Here is a 15,411-nt window from a genome sequence, read left to right on the forward strand (position 1 = left end):
AAAAAGCGGGCTTCAATAATCTTATTTAAATCTACTCGTTAATCGACAAATAATCACCTAACTGCTCATTAAGTATTTTTATTTCTTCAATAAAAGGAGAATCGTCTGCTTGTTCTTCCAACGCCAAATTCTTCAATACAAACTGAAAAGCAGTCATTGCAAGAAAATCTTTAGAATCATGGTCAGCATATTTTTTTCTGTATTGAAGAATAATGTCATTTAATATTTTCGCCGCTTTCCTGTATTTCTCCTCGTCTTCCCTAACAATAGTCAATGGGTAAACTCGCCCATCGATGTTGATATTTATTGAAAGCTTATCTGTCATTTCTTTTTGTATTGGCTACACGTTTAGTTGAGCAATACATTTATCAATTTCCCGCACTATTTTATTTATCACTTGCTTCGCATCCTGTTTTTCATCATCCGAAGCAGAAAAAATCTTTGCTAACTTAAGATTTTCATACTTTTTGACCAAAATCTCATTTTCATTGCGAACGACATCCAACTCATCCTGCATGCCTTTCAGCTGATCCCGCAGCTGTTTATTTTCATCTTTCAAGCGATTTTGCTTGCCAATTAGCAGTCTGAGTCGGGTCTTAAATTCATCAATTAAATATTGATCCTTCTCGGTCATTTCTGCATGCTTTCTAGGACAAAATTAATATTTTTGCCCAATAGTTTATACGAAGATAGTTTTATTTTGCTTAATGCAAACCGCCGTACAACAATTCTGGCTCTGACTAGTTTTAATCACCAAACACTTAAGGATTCTATTTATGAAAATTCGTTTTCTAATATCTTTTGTTCTGATTTCATCCATCATATTGGCTCAAGCCCCTGATCGAAACTACTTTCGACCACCTGTTGACATCCCTCTTATTTTATCGGGTAATTTCGGAGAACTTCGATCTAACCACTTTCACTCGGGCATTGACATCAAAACTCAGGGCAAAACCGGACTCCCGATATATGCTGCTGCCGACGGAGAAATTTCGCGAATAAAAATATCGCCCTACGGATTTGGGCTTGCACTTTATCTTGATCACCCGAATGGGCAAACGACTGTTTATGGACACTTATTGAGCTTTCGTGATGACATTCAGGAATATGCAAAGAACATTCAATATGAGCGTCAATCATTCGATGTTGACTTAGCTGTTCCCAAAGGAACATTCTCGGTAAACAAGGGCGACCAAATTGCTCTAAGTGGAAATACCGGTGGCTCCGGTGGCCCGCATCTCCATTTCGAGATACGCGATACCGACAGTCAACACCCTCTAAATCCCTTACTTTTCAATTTCCCGATTAAAGATGAGATTAAACCAAAGATCTTATCAGCTGCAATTTATCCGCTAACGGATGATTCTCATGTGTATGGAAAAACACAAAAAACACTGATTGAAACAGTTTTTTACGACGGCGCTTACCATTTAAAAGGAAATCCGACTGTCCCTGTTTATGGAAATATTGGTTTTGGCCTCCAAACAATTGATTACCTTGACGGAAGCTGGAGCAAATGTGGCATCTACGAGATTAAGTTAAAAGTGGACAACCAGGCTATCTACTCCTTTCAAATGAATAAACTAAGCTTTGATGAAACCCGCTACCTAAACAGCTACATCGATTATGATTATTACCGAACCAACTATAGAAGGCTACAAAAAAGCTGGGTTGAACCGGGAAACAAGTTGAGCAATTATCGGGAGCTGATCAATGGAGGAATTGTCGATCTTTCGGATGGAGAGGTTCATGATATTGATTATGAAATTACAGACACGTACGGCAATAAAAGTACCCTTTCATTTCGCGTTCAATCGAAAAAGATGAACATTGTTCCAAAAGAAAGAAACGGTCAACTGATTTCGTATAAGCAAAAAACAACCATTGAAAAAGAGCAATTGAAAGCAGTTTTCGAGCCGGGCACTTTTTACTCCGATTTTTATCTGGACTTAGAAACCAAACCGGCCAACAATCTATATTACTCAAAGCTATACAAAATTCAAGATGATCATCATCCGGTGCACCAGCACTATTCGTTAAAAATTAAAGCTGATGCTGTTCCACCAGAACTTCAGGACAAAGCATTGATTGCAGCCGTTAGCGAAAAAAGCGGTAGAAAATGGTCGATGGGTGGAAACTATGAAAATGGATGGATAACAGCACGCGTACGGCAGCTGGGAACTTTTGCGATTAGTGTCGATACTGTTGCTCCGACAATAAAACCACTCAGCATATACAATAACAGCCGGTTAACCGAGTCAAGCCGCATTCGCTTTAAAATAAGCGATGATTTTTCGGGAATCGCCAGCTACAATGGACAGATTGATGGCAATTGGGTACTTTTTGAATACGATGCTAAAAATGCGTTGATTACTTATTACTTTGACAAAAAACGCTTCCAATTTGATCAAAAGCATGAGTTAAAACTTCGGGTGAAGGATGGTAAAGGAAATACAACTGAATACCTGGCCAGTTTTTACAAGTAACAAAAACTATCGAACATTTAATTTCAATAGTCGACACGATAAGAGAAAAATAGAAGCTAAAGAAGTGGATTACTTGCAATTACTTTTTGTGGGTAAAAAAACGTTTTAACTTTGTCGCCAAATTTTAACTAAATGTTTTTACGATGAAAGCATATGTATTTCCAGGGCAAGGTGCCCAGTTTTCCGGAATGGGAAAAGACCTGTACGAAAACTCGCCACTTGCCAAAGAACTATTTGATAAAGCCAATGAAATACTTGGTTTCAATATTACCGATATCATGTTCGAAGGCTCGGCCGACGACCTGAAACAAACGAAAGTTACACAACCCGCCATTTTTCTGCACTCGGTTATTCTGGCTAAAACATTGAAAGAATTTAAGCCTGAAATGGTTGCCGGCCACTCATTGGGTGAATTTTCAGCCTTGGTTGCCAATGGCGCGATGAACTTTGAAGACGGTTTAAAATTGGTTTCGCAACGCGCCATTGCTATGCAGAAAGCCTGCGAAGTGGAGCCTTCAACAATGGCAGCCATTGTTGGGTTGGAAGACGCGATTGTTGAAGAGGTTTGTGCATCAATTGACGATGTTGTGGTACCGGCCAATTACAACTGCCCCGGACAGCTGGTTATTTCCGGCTCAATCTCAGGAATTGACAAAGCATGCGAGTTGCTGACTGAAAAAGGCGCCAAACGTGCCTTAAAATTACCTGTCGGCGGAGCATTTCACTCACCACTGATGGAACCTGCTCGCGAAGAACTGGCAGCTGCCATTAAAGCAACGACCTTTAATAAGCCAATTTGTGCGGTGTACCAAAACGTAAATGCCAAGCCGGTTACTGATCCTGAAACCATCAAGGAAAACCTGATCGCGCAGCTCACTGCTCCGGTAAAATGGACTCAAACAGCGCAAAATATGATTGCTGATGGCGCTACATTATTTACCGAAATTGGCCCGGGCAAAGTATTGCAAGGACTGATCAAGAAAGTTGATCGCCAGGCACAAACTGCCGGAGTCAACAACTTCGAAGGCTAATTATTAGCTCACAATATTTAACAGAAAAGCTGCATGACAACCATGCGGCTTTTTTATTTTGGAAAGAACAGGATATCAAACTCTTCGGTATCTTCTTTCTCCTTTAACTTAAAATAACCAGAATCAACAATTTTCAATTTTCGTTTCTGTGCTGCACCAACCAGGTTCTTTTTGATATCATCTGATTCTTTTTGATCGACTTCAGTATTTAAATACAGCTTTAAATTCTCTGGATTCTCATCGTCAAACTGAAACATAAAAGCGGTATGTTCAACAAATACCAGATCATCATAAGCGTATGAAACATCGTTTCCAATTTCTTCCAACATCATCTTTACTTCTGCTAACGGACGGAATGCAATAGTCATAATTTTTCGATTAAATTTCCACAAAGTTATTTCGCGATTTTTTTTCAGGTTTTGGTTCGACAGTGATTTAGTATAGCTGAGTCGCTAGGCAGAACAACTGGTTGATGAACAGCTTTCGGTTGTAGAACAGCTGCTGCTTGTTGAGCAACTACTGCACGATGATCCGCAAGATGAGGCAGTTTCAACATCGGCCGGATCGTAAAGAGCAAGCTCTCCCCGCTTCAACCGATCGATATTTTCCTCAACCAGGTTGCTATCGGGGCGATAAACAGTAATCTCATTGTCGTGCAAAATTTTGTAAGCCATTGGCCTTACATTCGGACTGATAATCGCTTTAATCGCTCCTTCGCCATCATCTTTTCGCAAATCCAATCCAAAGCGTTCCATCAAGTCCGACTTGGAAAAATACACTGTTTGATCGCTGTTCATATCAAACAGACAATAAAAGTTTGCTTTATAGAAATCATCAGCCAAAAAATGGGTTAATTGGGAACTTTGTCCCATCACCGGAATACATACCTTCATAATCGTTCATTTTCAGTTCAACATTCACTAAATTTCACTCGTCAACTATATTCCGACCATCAATTACAATTGCCATTCCGAAAAAACGACCTCACTCAAAACGAAGAAGATAGCATTTTTCCGAACACGAGAATCCTACATTTTTGTAGGATGAAATTACGTATATGTATGAAACGAACATGAATTTTAAGATGCAAAAATTCGCAAACAAGCATATTAAAATTCATCGTGAGTTCTATCGAATGCAATTGAAAACTAAAAATTTTAATGAGATGAAATGAGAAATAAACCAACTACTCGTTCAGCCCATTTTGCTTGATCAAAGCTTGTCGGGAACGTCCATCCATTAAGATGCTCAGGTCATGGTCAAACTGCACGTGTTTTACGAATTTCAACTCCTCAATCACCTTCTGATTGTTTAGCACATCAATATTGATTTTTTCTTCTTCCGAGTTGTGCTTCACCGCAAAATAGCCAACGTTCATTGAAGTTACATTGTGGAAAAAGTGCGATCCCAAGGAACCATCCAATGGAAAATCAGGCAAGCCCATTTCTACGATAATACGGGCTCTGGATATTTGCGACCACACGACCGGAATTCCGGTAAACTGGTCTTTAGTACCCCAACGCCCGGGTCCAATCAGAATGTACTCCTTTCCTTCAGCATCCATCTTTTTATTCATGTGATGAATTTCCTGAGCAATTGCTTTGGTTTGCATTTTATCAAATTTGTCAGGATCGACAAAAATCACATCGCGAACACCAAACACCTCACCGTTACCCATTCCCTGTTTCGCAAAAAGCACAACCTTTTCCAGGTTAACCTCCCCCAAATCAATATGTAATTCTTCTTCCCGCCTGATTAGTGGTTTTATCTGCAATAAATAAAACGTTGGCAACCCACCATCTCCCTTACTTAGGTCAACGGCATACTCCATTTCAACAGGCGACCCCATCGCTTCGCGGAACAAGCGCAGCAAAAACTGCAAGGTGTCAGCCAACGGCACATAGTTATACTTTAAGATATTGGCAAAATCAATAACACGCGGTCCTTTCAGATTGAGCCCCGGAACGAGATCATCATTCTCAGCATCATAAACAGAGGCACAATGCTGCAGAAAATCATCATCGTCAGCATTTCGAATCCTGATTTTTGTAATGGCTGCATCTTCACCATCGGCAATTATATTTGCGTCGGGATGAGACATGTCTACCGCATAAAACTCTTTTTGGGAATCGCGTACCTGGTCGCGAACAGTTGTTGGGTTGATGGTTGGATACTTAGGACAAAAGCGAAATGCCTGCTCTCCGCCAACCACATACATCCCCAGACCAACCGCTGCCACTGCAAAACCATCTTCGGGCTCCATGTATGCTACCGGGTAATAATTGTACGATTGCGCCACACCACTAATCGAAGGGTAATATTTTTTATCGTGCTCGTGCCCCACCACCTTTTGGATGATAACCGCCATCTTTTCCTCTTCAATTTTATAGTTTACGGCATCAAAATAGGCGACCGCTGAGTCGGTAAAGATACTGGCATAAACCAGCTTGATCGCATTCACCAATTGATTGAAACGAACAAATTTATCGGGATGATTATTCGGCAACAAGTAAGTTGAATAAACCCCCGAAAAAGGCTGGAGGAGCGAATCTTCGAACAACCCGGAGGAACGGACAGCAAGCGGTCCCTGCATGACTTCAATGTAACGAAACAACTTCGCTTTTAATCCTTCGCTCAGGTGCGAATCCAAAAACATAGTTTTGATATGTTCGTAATCGTTGTTGCTGTATATCTCGTCGTAAAGGTTGTTGAGCTCTAAGAATTTATCAAATTCGATGGCTCCGATAACTGCCGTGGCCGGAATGCGGATATTGATTTCAGGAATGATTTTTTTGAAATCGATGTTTTCGATAAAATTACTCATGAAAGCCATTCCACGTCCTTTTCCTCCCAATGATCCTTTCCCCAAACGAACGATGTAACGGTCGCTGTCAACAATTGCGGGATCAAAATTAATAATGCGCCCCCGCATTTGCTTCACCCGAACATCCTCAAAAACCCTCAAACAAAAGCTCCGCAGCTTTTCAGTACCTCTAAAGTCTTCGAAGCGATAGGGCAACAACCGTTCGGCAATATTGATCTCGCCACGAGCCATCAGCCAGGTTGAAAAAGAATTACGCTTTCCGTGATAGGAAAGTGCTTCGTCCGGAATCAGCTTAAACATTTCCTGAAATTCCTGAAGGTTGCGAGCCACCATAATTGGATTTCCGGCCAAATCTTTAAACACAAAACTCCCAAAGCCCAATCGCTTGTAAATGAAATTATGAATGTCCATCGATAAGCTTTCGGAGTTTTTGTCGATAAACTCAGCATCAATTTCTTTTGCTCGTGCAGCATTCGACACGTCGTGACTTTGCAGCAAAAGTGGCACCGGAAAACGAAGAATCTGCTTCACGTATTTCAAAAGTTCTACGCCAGCCTCGGCGTCATCAACTCCATTTCGGGAAAATTTCACATCTGAAATCACACTCAGCAAATAATCCCGGTACTTGTTAATCACTTCAATCGCGTCTTCGTAAGTACTTACCAAAATAACCTTTGGCCGGGCGCGCATTTTCAGGATCATGTGTAAGTCATCAGCCGACTCGTCCTGCACCAGGTTCTGGGTTTGAGTCATGATGTTGGTATACAGCATGGGCAAATAACGGGAATAATACTGAATAGAATCTTCCACCAGCAACAGCACCCGCACATTCCCGTTTTTAATATCGGCTTCGATATTCTTTTTATCTTCAATGTACTTGATCATCGCCATGAACACATTGGAATTTCCGTTCCACACAAACACCCGGTCGATTGATTCAAACTGATTAGCTGTTTCCTGAAAGTAACGCAAATCGGCATTGTTGTTCACCAGCAAAAGTTTCGGGATGAGCTTATTCGCATCGTGCAGGACATCGGCCATCTTCACCGGAATATCCTTATCAACACCAACCATAATAATAATGAGATCGAAATCGCGGTCGTTAACCATCTTCAGTGCATCAACCTCCGAATTGACGCTTGTAAAACGCGGATACGTATAGAGGTTGAGTTGAAGAAACTCGCCAAAAATCTTGTCGGTAAACTGCCCCTCGCGAACAATGGAATAGCTATCATACAAGGTTGCCACCAGCAGCACCTCCTTAACCTTGGTTGGCATTAGCTCTTCAAAAATATCGCGGTCGCTCTTTTTGCGCTTGTAGATTGATGAAAGGGAGATATCATCTAAATTTTCCATGTGAAAGAATTTTCCATGAAATTATGAAAAATCCGCTTGACCCAACAAAAAAAGGAAGCCGAAGCCTCCTTTTTAAAAACATATTGTTGTGTAATTTCTATTCTAGAATAGGACATTTCTTTTTAAAGAAAGGTACCGGATCGCTACTTCCTGGTTCATCTACTTCCCAGGTATTTCCTGATTTCAACAACTCATCGACATTGTTTACTCTACGTGTTGCTGAAACTTCGGCGACTTGCTTTTCCAGTTCCTGATCGTAAACAGGAGCATCAACTGCACGAATAACTCCCATGGCAATTGGAAAATCAGGCATACTCATATTGATCAGTTGCATGTGCAGATACGGATCTACTTCTTTGGCATCATGAACAAGTATGTCGTCCTCGGTTACACCATTTTCGCCAATAACAGCCACCTTCAAACGGCCTTTTTCAACAATCAGTCCTTTTTCGTTATCGTGCCCAAAACGCATTGGTTTGCCATGCTCCAAAAATAATTGACGCTCTGCACGATGTTTTGGATCTGCAATCTGTGCATGAATTCCATCGTTGAAAATGACACAATTTTGCAGAACCTCGACAATGGAAGTTCCCTGGTGTTTTGCAGCTTCGGCAAAAACAAGCTGGTTGTGTTTTACATTTGAATCAACGGCACGGGCAAAGAACGTTCCGCGTGCACCCAACACCAATTGTCCGGGAACAAATGAATCTTCGATGGTTCCGTTTGGTGAAGTTTTCGTCACAAACCCACGATCAGTTGTTGGCGAGTACTGTCCTTTCGTCAATCCGTAAATCTTATTATTGAAAAGAATTACATTCAAATCGATGTTACGACGTATGGTGTGGATAAAGTGGTTTCCACCAATGGCCAATGAATCACCATCGCCGGTAATCACCCAAACGCTCAAATCAGGATTTGCACTTTTCACACCCGAAGCAATGGCTGCCGCACGACCGTGAATGGAGTGAAATCCATAAGTACTCATATAATATGGGAAACGAGACGAACAGCCAATACCGGAAATTACGGCAAACTTTTCATGAGGAACGTTCATGTCGGCCATGGTACGCTGAACGGCATTCATAATCGCGTAATCACCACAACCGGGACACCAGCGAACTTCGTTTTCGCTCTTAAAATCTTTCAATGTATATTGTAAATCTATATTGCTCATGTCTTATTCCTCCAGTAATTTTTCAAAGTTTTCCTTCAACTCGGTTACCGTAAATGGTAATCCTTTCAACTTATTGACCTGGTGATATTCATACTCAGGTAATTTATCGCGTAGGTATGAAGCAAATTGTCCGAGGTTCAATTCACAAACGATAATCTTTTTAAACTTGCTAAACACCTCTTCGGTATTTGCAGGAAGTGGTTTGATAAAGTTGAAATGAGCCAGGCTCACTTTTTTACCATCCTGACGCATTTCACGCACCGCACTAATCATGTGTCCGTAGGTACCACCCCATGCCACAACCAATAATTCGCCTTCTTCGTCGCCACACACTTCCAATTCAGGAATCATATCAGCAACTTTCTGAACTTTCGCTTCACGAATTTCGGTATTCTTGTGGTGGTTTTCCGGATCGTGACTTACGGCACCTTCAACATTCTTCTCCAAACCACCGATACGGTGCTGGAATCCCTCCATTCCCGGGAATGCCCATTCACGCGCCAAAATGTCTTCATCACGTTTATACGGTTTAAACTCACTGCTGTTTTTCGCAATACGAGGCGTAATTTCGGGTAGCTCCGACATGCTTGGAACACGCCAGGGTTCACTCCCATTTCCAAGGAAACCATCGGTTAACAGGATGACTGGCACCATGCGCTCCAATGCAATTTTACACGATAGGTAGGCGTAGTAAAAACAGTCGGACGGTGTGCTGGCAGCCAAAACAACAACCGGGCTTTCACCATTACGTCCGTAAAGTGCCTGCAATAAATCAGACTGCTCCGTTTTGGTTGGCAATCCTGTCGATGGGCCACCACGCTGAACGTTTACAATAACCACCGGAAGCTCGGCCATTACCGCCAAACCAATCGCTTCGGATTTCAATGCCAAACCGGGGCCTGAAGTACTGGTAACCGCTAATTTACCGGCGAAGGCAGCACCAAGGGTGGTACACATACCGGCAATTTCATCTTCGGCCTGAAATGTTTTCACACCCAAGTCGCGGCGAGCAGCCAAGGCCACCAACACGTCAGTTGCCGGAGTAATCGGATAAGAACCTAAAAACAGGTCTAAACCTGATTTTTCAGCAGCGGCCAACATCCCCCAAGCTGTAGCAATGTTTCCATTGATGTTTCGGTAAGTACCTCTTTCAATTTCGGCAGCATGCACCAAATACTGAGGTGTCATGTGCTGCATATTCATTCCGTAATTGAAACCGTCATGTAAAACTTTCAGGTTCGATTCAACCACGGTAGGTTTTTTGGCAAATTTTGTCTTGATGAATGATTCGATATAATCCATCGGACGGCCAAACATCCAGCAAATTAATCCCAAAGCAAACATGTTTTTGCTTCGCAGAACTGATTTATTGTCCATTCCAAAATCCTTCAAACTTTCACGCGTCAGGCTGGTAATTGGAACTGCAATTTTGATGTAATCATCCAACTTCAATTCTCCAAACGGATCGTCGGTTGCAAAATTGGCTTTATCTAAATTTTTCTGAGTAAAAGAATCAACATCGTAAATGATGGTTCCACCGGGTTTCATAAACCGCGCATTGGCTTTCACTGCTGCCGGGTTCATGGCAATCAACACATGGGCTTCATCTCCCGGGGTGTTTACTTCTTTATGACCAAACTGAACCTGAAAACCTGATACGCCACCAACAGTACCTTGTGGCGCCCTGATTTCGGATGGGTAATCCGGAAAGGTCGAAATATCATTTCCAAATAGTGCTGTGGCATCAGAGAACAAGGTTCCCGTAAGCTGCATTCCATCTCCCGAGTCACCGGAAAACCGAATGGCCACTTCTTCTAACTCAATAACTTTTGTGTCTTTCATGTGACATTTATTTTAATACCTAGATTTCTCCTTATAAAACCGAAAAAAAGCGATCTCAAAAATAACAATTTAAAACTTTGGAACAATTTTGAATTATACCCATTAGGTGTGTAGCGGAGTAAAAATAACCAATAATTAATAAGAGCCCGTTTTGTGAAACGATTCCAATTGAAGTTTTCCCCCTTTATCCCGAAAGAGGAGCATTCATTTTATGGAATTTCACACAACCGGTCAATAAGAAAACCATTCTACATTTAATTATTTAGCGCTTTTAATATCTTTGTTATCAAATTAAAATAATTATAGAAAATGGCTTTAATCAAAACACTCAAAGGAAAAACTCCCCAAATAGGCAACGATTGTTTTTTAGCCGAAACTGCTGCAATAATAGGCGATGTAGAAATTGGTGATCACAGTAGCGTTTGGTACAGTGCAGTTATACGCGGAGATGTTCACTACATAAAAATAGGCAAAAACTCCAACGTGCAAGATTGTGCGGTAATACACGCAACCTACCAAAAATCGCCAACCAACATAGGCAATAACGTCATCATTGCTCATGGGGCAATTATACATGGCTGTACCATAAACGACAATGTGATGATTGGAATGAATGCCGTGGTGCTCGACAACGCTGTGGTAGAAAGCAATACCATTATTGCTGCCGGATCGGTTGTTACCAAAGGAACCATTGTTGAAGCCGGAAGTGTGTATGCCGGTATTCCTGCCAAGAAAGTAAAATCGATAGGCACTGATCTGCTGGAAGGTGAGATTCACCGTATTGCCAACGCTTACGGCATGTATGCCAGTTGGTATAAAGAGTAAAAAAAGAATAAATAATTCATAGCGCTGCGTTATTCTGATCAGGGAATAACCGGGATTCTTCAATTGCAAAAATAACCAGAAGACCATTAAAGGTTCTTGTTCTTCATTGGTCAACAACAAATAGTCGACAAAAAATTTTAACACCTCATTAAGCATGAATACAAAACCCACACTCTTAATTTTAGCAGCCGGAATGGGAAGCCGTTATGGCGGATTGAAACAAGTTGAACCGATTGGTCCTAACGGGGAAACCATTCTGGAGTATTCGATATTTGATGCCATTCGTGCCGGATTTGGCAAAGTAGTTTTCGTTATCCGCGAAAGTTTCGCTGATGCTTTTAAAAAACAATTTGCCGGTAAACTGGACAGTAAAATTGAAGTGAAATATGTTTACCAGGAGCTGGATCATTTACCCGATGGGTACAGTCTGCCCGAAGGACGGGAAAAGCCGTGGGGAACCGGACATGCCATTCTGATGGCTAAAGATGTGATTCAAGAACCATTTGCTGCGATTAATGCTGATGATTTTTACGGACGCGAATCGTTCCGGGTAGCAGCTGATTTTTTAACAAGCGAAGTTGCAGCGGATAACTACAGCATGGTAGGCTACCAGGTAAAAAATACCTTATCGGAGTTTGGCACCGTTTCGCGTGGAATTTGTAAAACCGATAAAAACAGCAATTTAGTGCAGATTACCGAGCGTCATCAAATTGCCCGGGAGAATGGCCGGATTACGTTTACAGATGAAAATGATAACAAAGTTGCGGTGGACGACAACACGCTTGCATCGATGAACTTTTGGGGCTTCCACCCCAGCCTGTTCCAACATTTGGAGAGCCAGTTCAAGCAGTTTTTAGATGAAAAAATGGAGACTCCAAAATCGGAATTTTACATCCCGAGCGTGGTATTTGAATTGATCAGAACCGGACAAGCACAAGCAAAAGTACTGGATGCCGACTCGCAATGGTTTGGAGTAACCTACCCGGAAGATAAGCCTTTTGTAGTTGAACAAGTAAAAAAACTAACGGAACAAGGCGACTACCCCCAAAAGCTTTGGTAAAGAGCAAAACCGGGGTTTCAGCCCAACCCCCGGTTCCTTTTTTACCTTGTCCTTCCGGACTGGATTTCATTTCTTTTTTTTAGATGAAACGAGCATGTAAAAAGTTATTACACACAGTAGCTAAATTATGAGCGAGTTCCATCGAATACCTTTGAAAATTTTAAATTACAATGAGATGAAAAGAAACGAAACAAAGAAAAATCAAGTCAAACCGAACCCTCGGCCGGGCGTTTTGACGGCCTTCGCGCTTTTCGCCTTTCGGCGAAATGGGGGACTTGGTGTCGATCTGAAAATCCGAATATCTGAAAATCTTGGTTCTAGTATCTAATGTCTTGTTCTCTTTTCCCCAAACCCCAAATACTTTTTTGTCTTGATACCAAAAAGTAATCAAAAAAGATCAAGTCAAAGTTGTCTTTTCAGACGGAACCTGATTTTTGTCTTGACACAAAAACCAGGAAAAAAAGTCAAGGCTGACGATGCTTTTGAACAAAAACTACGGGTCAGTCACTGCCCGAAAACCAAACTCCTCCTTTCAGTCGTCAAACAGGGTTTTCTTAGCGAGTGCCATTGCTGTTTCCTTTCCTTGTTTTCCAGTTCAAAACCCTCGTAGGCCGGGCTTTTCGCCTGCCGGCGAAGCGGGGGACTTAAATATCCCAATTGAATGTTCGTCATCGGGAACTCGTTTCTGGATCGGTTGGCCAGTTGCTCCAATATTGACCGAAACAGATTGCTGCTATCTTCACCCTCCTGGCTCTTGGTTCTTTATTCTTGGATCTAATGTCTGATATCTATTGTCTTGGTGTCATTGCATGCGCTGGGGCGTTGCCCCAAACCCCAAATACTTTTTTGTCTTGATACCAAAAAGTATTCAAAAAAGATCAAGTCAAAGTTATCCTTCCACGCGCGTCAGGATTTTTTCTTTCCGGCGCACTGCCCGGGATACCCGCCAAAAATCCTTCCCTCCACCGCCGGCCCGGGCTACTTTGACGGGCCATCGCCTTTTCGCCTGTTGGTGAAGCGGGGGACTTGGCTGTCCCAAGCTATGCGCTGGTCATCCTGAACTTGTTTCTGGATCGGTTGGCGAATTGCTCAATACAATTTGAATTCCTTCTTTTTACCCCGAAATCTCAAAAAATGACATTTCCTCGGAAACAGAGGCCATCAAACCAATCAAATGTTCATCTGAAAAACGGGTTGAAAAACATTGATTTTGTTCGTTCGTGTGAGAAATGGGCTTGTTTACACCCCAAAACAGCTCATTCATAAAACACTTCAAAAATATTATGTCATTCAAATCTCAATGTCCTAACTTGTTAGCTGTTAATTCATTTTTCTAATTTTTTAATTTATACCCATGGAAAACAAAATCAACAATCAACTTCCGGATGATGTGGCAACCGAAGCCCTGACAAAAGCCACTGAACTATCAAGCCTGCTACAACCTTACCTGATCGCGTTAAATGCCGACGAACGCAAGTCGTTACCTAAAATGAGTGATGGTACGGCTCCGTTTGTGGAGAAATGCCTCGACTATTGCCAGTCCGATCCGCAGTTTGCACCACCCTACCTCAATACCGATGGGTTTAAGCTGGATATGAATGTTTGGGAAAAGCTGAACACGATTATTCATCCGGTTTTGCAACTGGCCCAAAACCTGGATGACACGACCACCGAAGCCGGATCGGAAAGCTACACCGCTGCACTCACCTATTACAACTCGGTGAAGCAGGCTGCCAAAATGAGCGTTCCGGGTGCAAAACCCATTTACGAGGACCTGAAAAAGCGATTTACCAGCAATGGTAGCCGAAAACAAGCCGAACAACCTGAATAAGCAGAAACGGTTCAGCGCTAAAACGGGGATCATCACGATCTTCGTTTTTTTATTTTAACTACACGCTCCCACACTTATTCCTGAACCAGTCTACCCGAATAGAACTGCAGTTTAGTTAAACATGATCCGAGTTTGTTTAACAGCGACTGGAGTCACCATTTCCCTGACTCCGGTTTGCTTTTTGGTGACTTCGCCCACCCATTACCCGGGCGAAGTTTACTTTTTACCGACTCAAGTTATCATTTACTCAACTGCAGTCTCCATTTTCCTGACTCGACTTAGCCTTTAACCGACTGCAGTTACCTTTTTACCGACTCGAGTCGGTTTTGAAGTGGGGGGGGGTACTTCGGAAGTGGGGTACCCCACTTGGGAAGTACCCCCATGGCCTGTTAAATAGACCTTATTTTGAATGAAACTAAATTATCGCTACCAAAATTAATTATTCTGTAAAGTTAGCTATCTTGTTCCGCTGGATAACAAGACAGTATGGATTTTCAGCGCACAATCAAACTTAGGCAGGCAAGCTATTTATTGGAACAAGAGGTTGATTGGCGTTATATACAAACGATACTTGGACATGAATCGAGCAAAACGGCGGAGATTTACACCCACGTGAGTACAAAGTCTCTTGCAAAAATCAAAAGTCCTCTAGACTTAATTTTGAAAGATAAAACATAGATTAACAGACGGTTGCAATCCATAGTATATAGTGGATATATAATACACCCGTCATATACACATCGTTGAGTTTCATTGTGGGAAACAGGCAGTTAGAAAACAGTCACGATTACTGTATTTTGAATGGTAAAATGTTCTAAAAAAAGCCTTGGGGTTAAAAAAAATGCTGAACGCATTTTGGACCCAGGTCTTGGAACGGTGAGACCGTGGAAGCGCGTGCTTCTGACGTCGAGTCGACGGAAAGACCTGACAAAGTTCCCATTTTTTGGCGACAAAGTCAAGGGGGTGGAAAAAATGGAAGGAC

The 15,411-nt window shown here is 42.0% G+C and carries 14 protein-coding genes; 7 read left to right on the forward strand and 7 right to left on the reverse strand.

The annotated features are described in order from the left end of the window. Window positions 1-31: 31 nt before the first annotated feature. On the reverse strand, window positions 32-325 hold the full coding sequence (locus GR929_RS10130) for a cell division protein ZapA (RefSeq protein WP_159519343.1): 294 nt from the start codon (window positions 323-325) through the stop codon (window positions 32-34). Window positions 326-340: 15 nt separating this feature from the next. Beyond that, on the reverse strand, window positions 341-634 hold the full coding sequence (locus tag GR929_RS10135) for a hypothetical protein (RefSeq protein ID WP_159519345.1): 294 nt from the start codon (window positions 632-634) through the stop codon (window positions 341-343). 142 nt (window positions 635-776) lie between these two features. Between GR929_RS10135 and GR929_RS10140 the strand changes: the two genes are divergently transcribed. Both GR929_RS10140 and fabD read left to right on the forward strand, forming a co-directional pair. Further along, window positions 777-2,486 (forward strand): M23 family metallopeptidase, encoded by a 1,710-nt coding sequence (locus GR929_RS10140; protein ID WP_159519347.1) that lies wholly within the window; start codon window positions 777-779, stop codon window positions 2,484-2,486. Window positions 2,487-2,629: 143 nt separating this feature from the next. After that, on the forward strand, window positions 2,630-3,517 hold the full coding sequence (gene fabD / locus GR929_RS10145; protein WP_159519349.1) for an ACP S-malonyltransferase: 888 nt from the start codon (window positions 2,630-2,632) through the stop codon (window positions 3,515-3,517). Between the two features lie 53 nt (window positions 3,518-3,570). Here the strand turns inward: fabD and GR929_RS10150 are convergent, their stop codons facing one another. The 5 genes from GR929_RS10150 to GR929_RS10170 all read right to left on the reverse strand — a co-directional run bounded on the left by GR929_RS10150 (window position 3,571) and on the right by GR929_RS10170 (window position 10,713). Beyond that, window positions 3,571-3,885, reverse strand: a complete 315-nt coding sequence (locus tag GR929_RS10150; protein ID WP_159519351.1) for a hypothetical protein — start codon at window positions 3,883-3,885, stop codon at window positions 3,571-3,573. Window positions 3,886-3,969: 84 nt separating this feature from the next. After that, the gene (locus GR929_RS10155; RefSeq protein ID WP_159519353.1) at window positions 3,970-4,410 is read right to left on the reverse strand and encodes a NifB/NifX family molybdenum-iron cluster-binding protein; all 441 of its coding nucleotides are present in this window, start codon (window positions 4,408-4,410) and stop codon (window positions 3,970-3,972) included. Window positions 4,411-4,703: 293 nt separating this feature from the next. Further along, entirely contained in the window at window positions 4,704-7,697 is a 2,994-nt protein-coding gene (locus tag GR929_RS10160) for a PEP/pyruvate-binding domain-containing protein (protein WP_159519355.1), read from the reverse strand. A 97-nt stretch (window positions 7,698-7,794) separates the two neighbouring features. Then, a complete protein-coding gene (locus GR929_RS10165; RefSeq protein ID WP_159519357.1) occupies window positions 7,795-8,871 on the reverse strand; it encodes a 2-oxoacid:ferredoxin oxidoreductase subunit beta in 1,077 nt (358 codons plus the stop codon). Window positions 8,872-8,874: 3 nt separating this feature from the next. Then, entirely contained in the window at window positions 8,875-10,713 is a 1,839-nt protein-coding gene (locus GR929_RS10170; RefSeq protein WP_159519359.1) for a 2-oxoacid:acceptor oxidoreductase subunit alpha, read from the reverse strand. A 309-nt stretch (window positions 10,714-11,022) separates the two neighbouring features. Between GR929_RS10170 and GR929_RS10175 the strand changes: the two genes are divergently transcribed. The 5 genes from GR929_RS10175 to GR929_RS21890 all read left to right on the forward strand — a co-directional run. Then, window positions 11,023-11,538: a gamma carbonic anhydrase family protein gene (locus tag GR929_RS10175; protein ID WP_159519361.1), complete on the forward strand. Its 516-nt coding sequence runs from the start codon at window positions 11,023-11,025 to the stop codon at window positions 11,536-11,538. Window positions 11,539-11,692: 154 nt separating this feature from the next. Beyond that, window positions 11,693-12,598 carry a nucleotidyltransferase family protein gene (locus GR929_RS10180; RefSeq protein ID WP_159519363.1) on the forward strand — a complete coding sequence of 302 codons (906 nt, stop codon included), beginning with the start codon at window positions 11,693-11,695 and terminating at the stop codon, window positions 12,596-12,598. Between the two features lie 1,354 nt (window positions 12,599-13,952). Next, on the forward strand, window positions 13,953-14,429 hold the full coding sequence (locus tag GR929_RS10185) for a hypothetical protein (RefSeq protein ID WP_159519365.1): 477 nt from the start codon (window positions 13,953-13,955) through the stop codon (window positions 14,427-14,429). A 486-nt stretch (window positions 14,430-14,915) separates the two neighbouring features. Beyond that, complete coding sequence (locus GR929_RS10190) at window positions 14,916-15,107, forward strand: tyrosine-type recombinase/integrase (RefSeq protein WP_159519367.1); 192 nt, start codon at window positions 14,916-14,918, stop codon at window positions 15,105-15,107. Between the two features lie 123 nt (window positions 15,108-15,230). Then, the coding region (locus GR929_RS21890; RefSeq protein ID WP_235934251.1) for a hypothetical protein at window positions 15,231-15,411 on the forward strand (181 nt) is incomplete at its 3' end.

The sequence above is a fragment of the Sunxiuqinia indica genome, from assembly GCF_009847015.1.
Classification (GTDB): Bacteria; Bacteroidota; Bacteroidia; order Bacteroidales; family Prolixibacteraceae; genus Sunxiuqinia; species Sunxiuqinia indica.

Excerpts from the sequence above, each read along its gene's own strand:
- GR929_RS10130 (WP_159519343.1), bottom strand. The coding sequence starts at position 325 with ATGACAGATAAGCTTTCAATAAATATCAACATCGATGGGCGAGTTTAC.
- GR929_RS10135 (WP_159519345.1), bottom strand. The coding sequence starts at position 634 with ATGACCGAGAAGGATCAATATTTAATTGATGAATTTAAGACCCGACTC.
- GR929_RS10140 (WP_159519347.1), top strand. The coding sequence starts at position 777 with ATGAAAATTCGTTTTCTAATATCTTTTGTTCTGATTTCATCCATCATA.
- fabD (WP_159519349.1), top strand. The coding sequence starts at position 2,630 with ATGAAAGCATATGTATTTCCAGGGCAAGGTGCCCAGTTTTCCGGAATG.
- GR929_RS10150 (WP_159519351.1), bottom strand. The coding sequence starts at position 3,885 with ATGACTATTGCATTCCGTCCGTTAGCAGAAGTAAAGATGATGTTGGAA.
- GR929_RS10155 (WP_159519353.1), bottom strand. The coding sequence starts at position 4,410 with ATGAAGGTATGTATTCCGGTGATGGGACAAAGTTCCCAATTAACCCAT.
- GR929_RS10160 (WP_159519355.1), bottom strand. The coding sequence starts at position 7,697 with ATGGAAAATTTAGATGATATCTCCCTTTCATCAATCTACAAGCGCAAA.
- GR929_RS10165 (WP_159519357.1), bottom strand. The coding sequence starts at position 8,871 with ATGAGCAATATAGATTTACAATATACATTGAAAGATTTTAAGAGCGAA.
- GR929_RS10170 (WP_159519359.1), bottom strand. The coding sequence starts at position 10,713 with ATGAAAGACACAAAAGTTATTGAGTTAGAAGAAGTGGCCATTCGGTTT.
- GR929_RS10175 (WP_159519361.1), top strand. The coding sequence starts at position 11,023 with ATGGCTTTAATCAAAACACTCAAAGGAAAAACTCCCCAAATAGGCAAC.
- GR929_RS10180 (WP_159519363.1), top strand. The coding sequence starts at position 11,693 with ATGAATACAAAACCCACACTCTTAATTTTAGCAGCCGGAATGGGAAGC.
- GR929_RS10185 (WP_159519365.1), top strand. The coding sequence starts at position 13,953 with ATGGAAAACAAAATCAACAATCAACTTCCGGATGATGTGGCAACCGAA.
- GR929_RS10190 (WP_159519367.1), top strand. The coding sequence starts at position 14,916 with ATGGATTTTCAGCGCACAATCAAACTTAGGCAGGCAAGCTATTTATTG.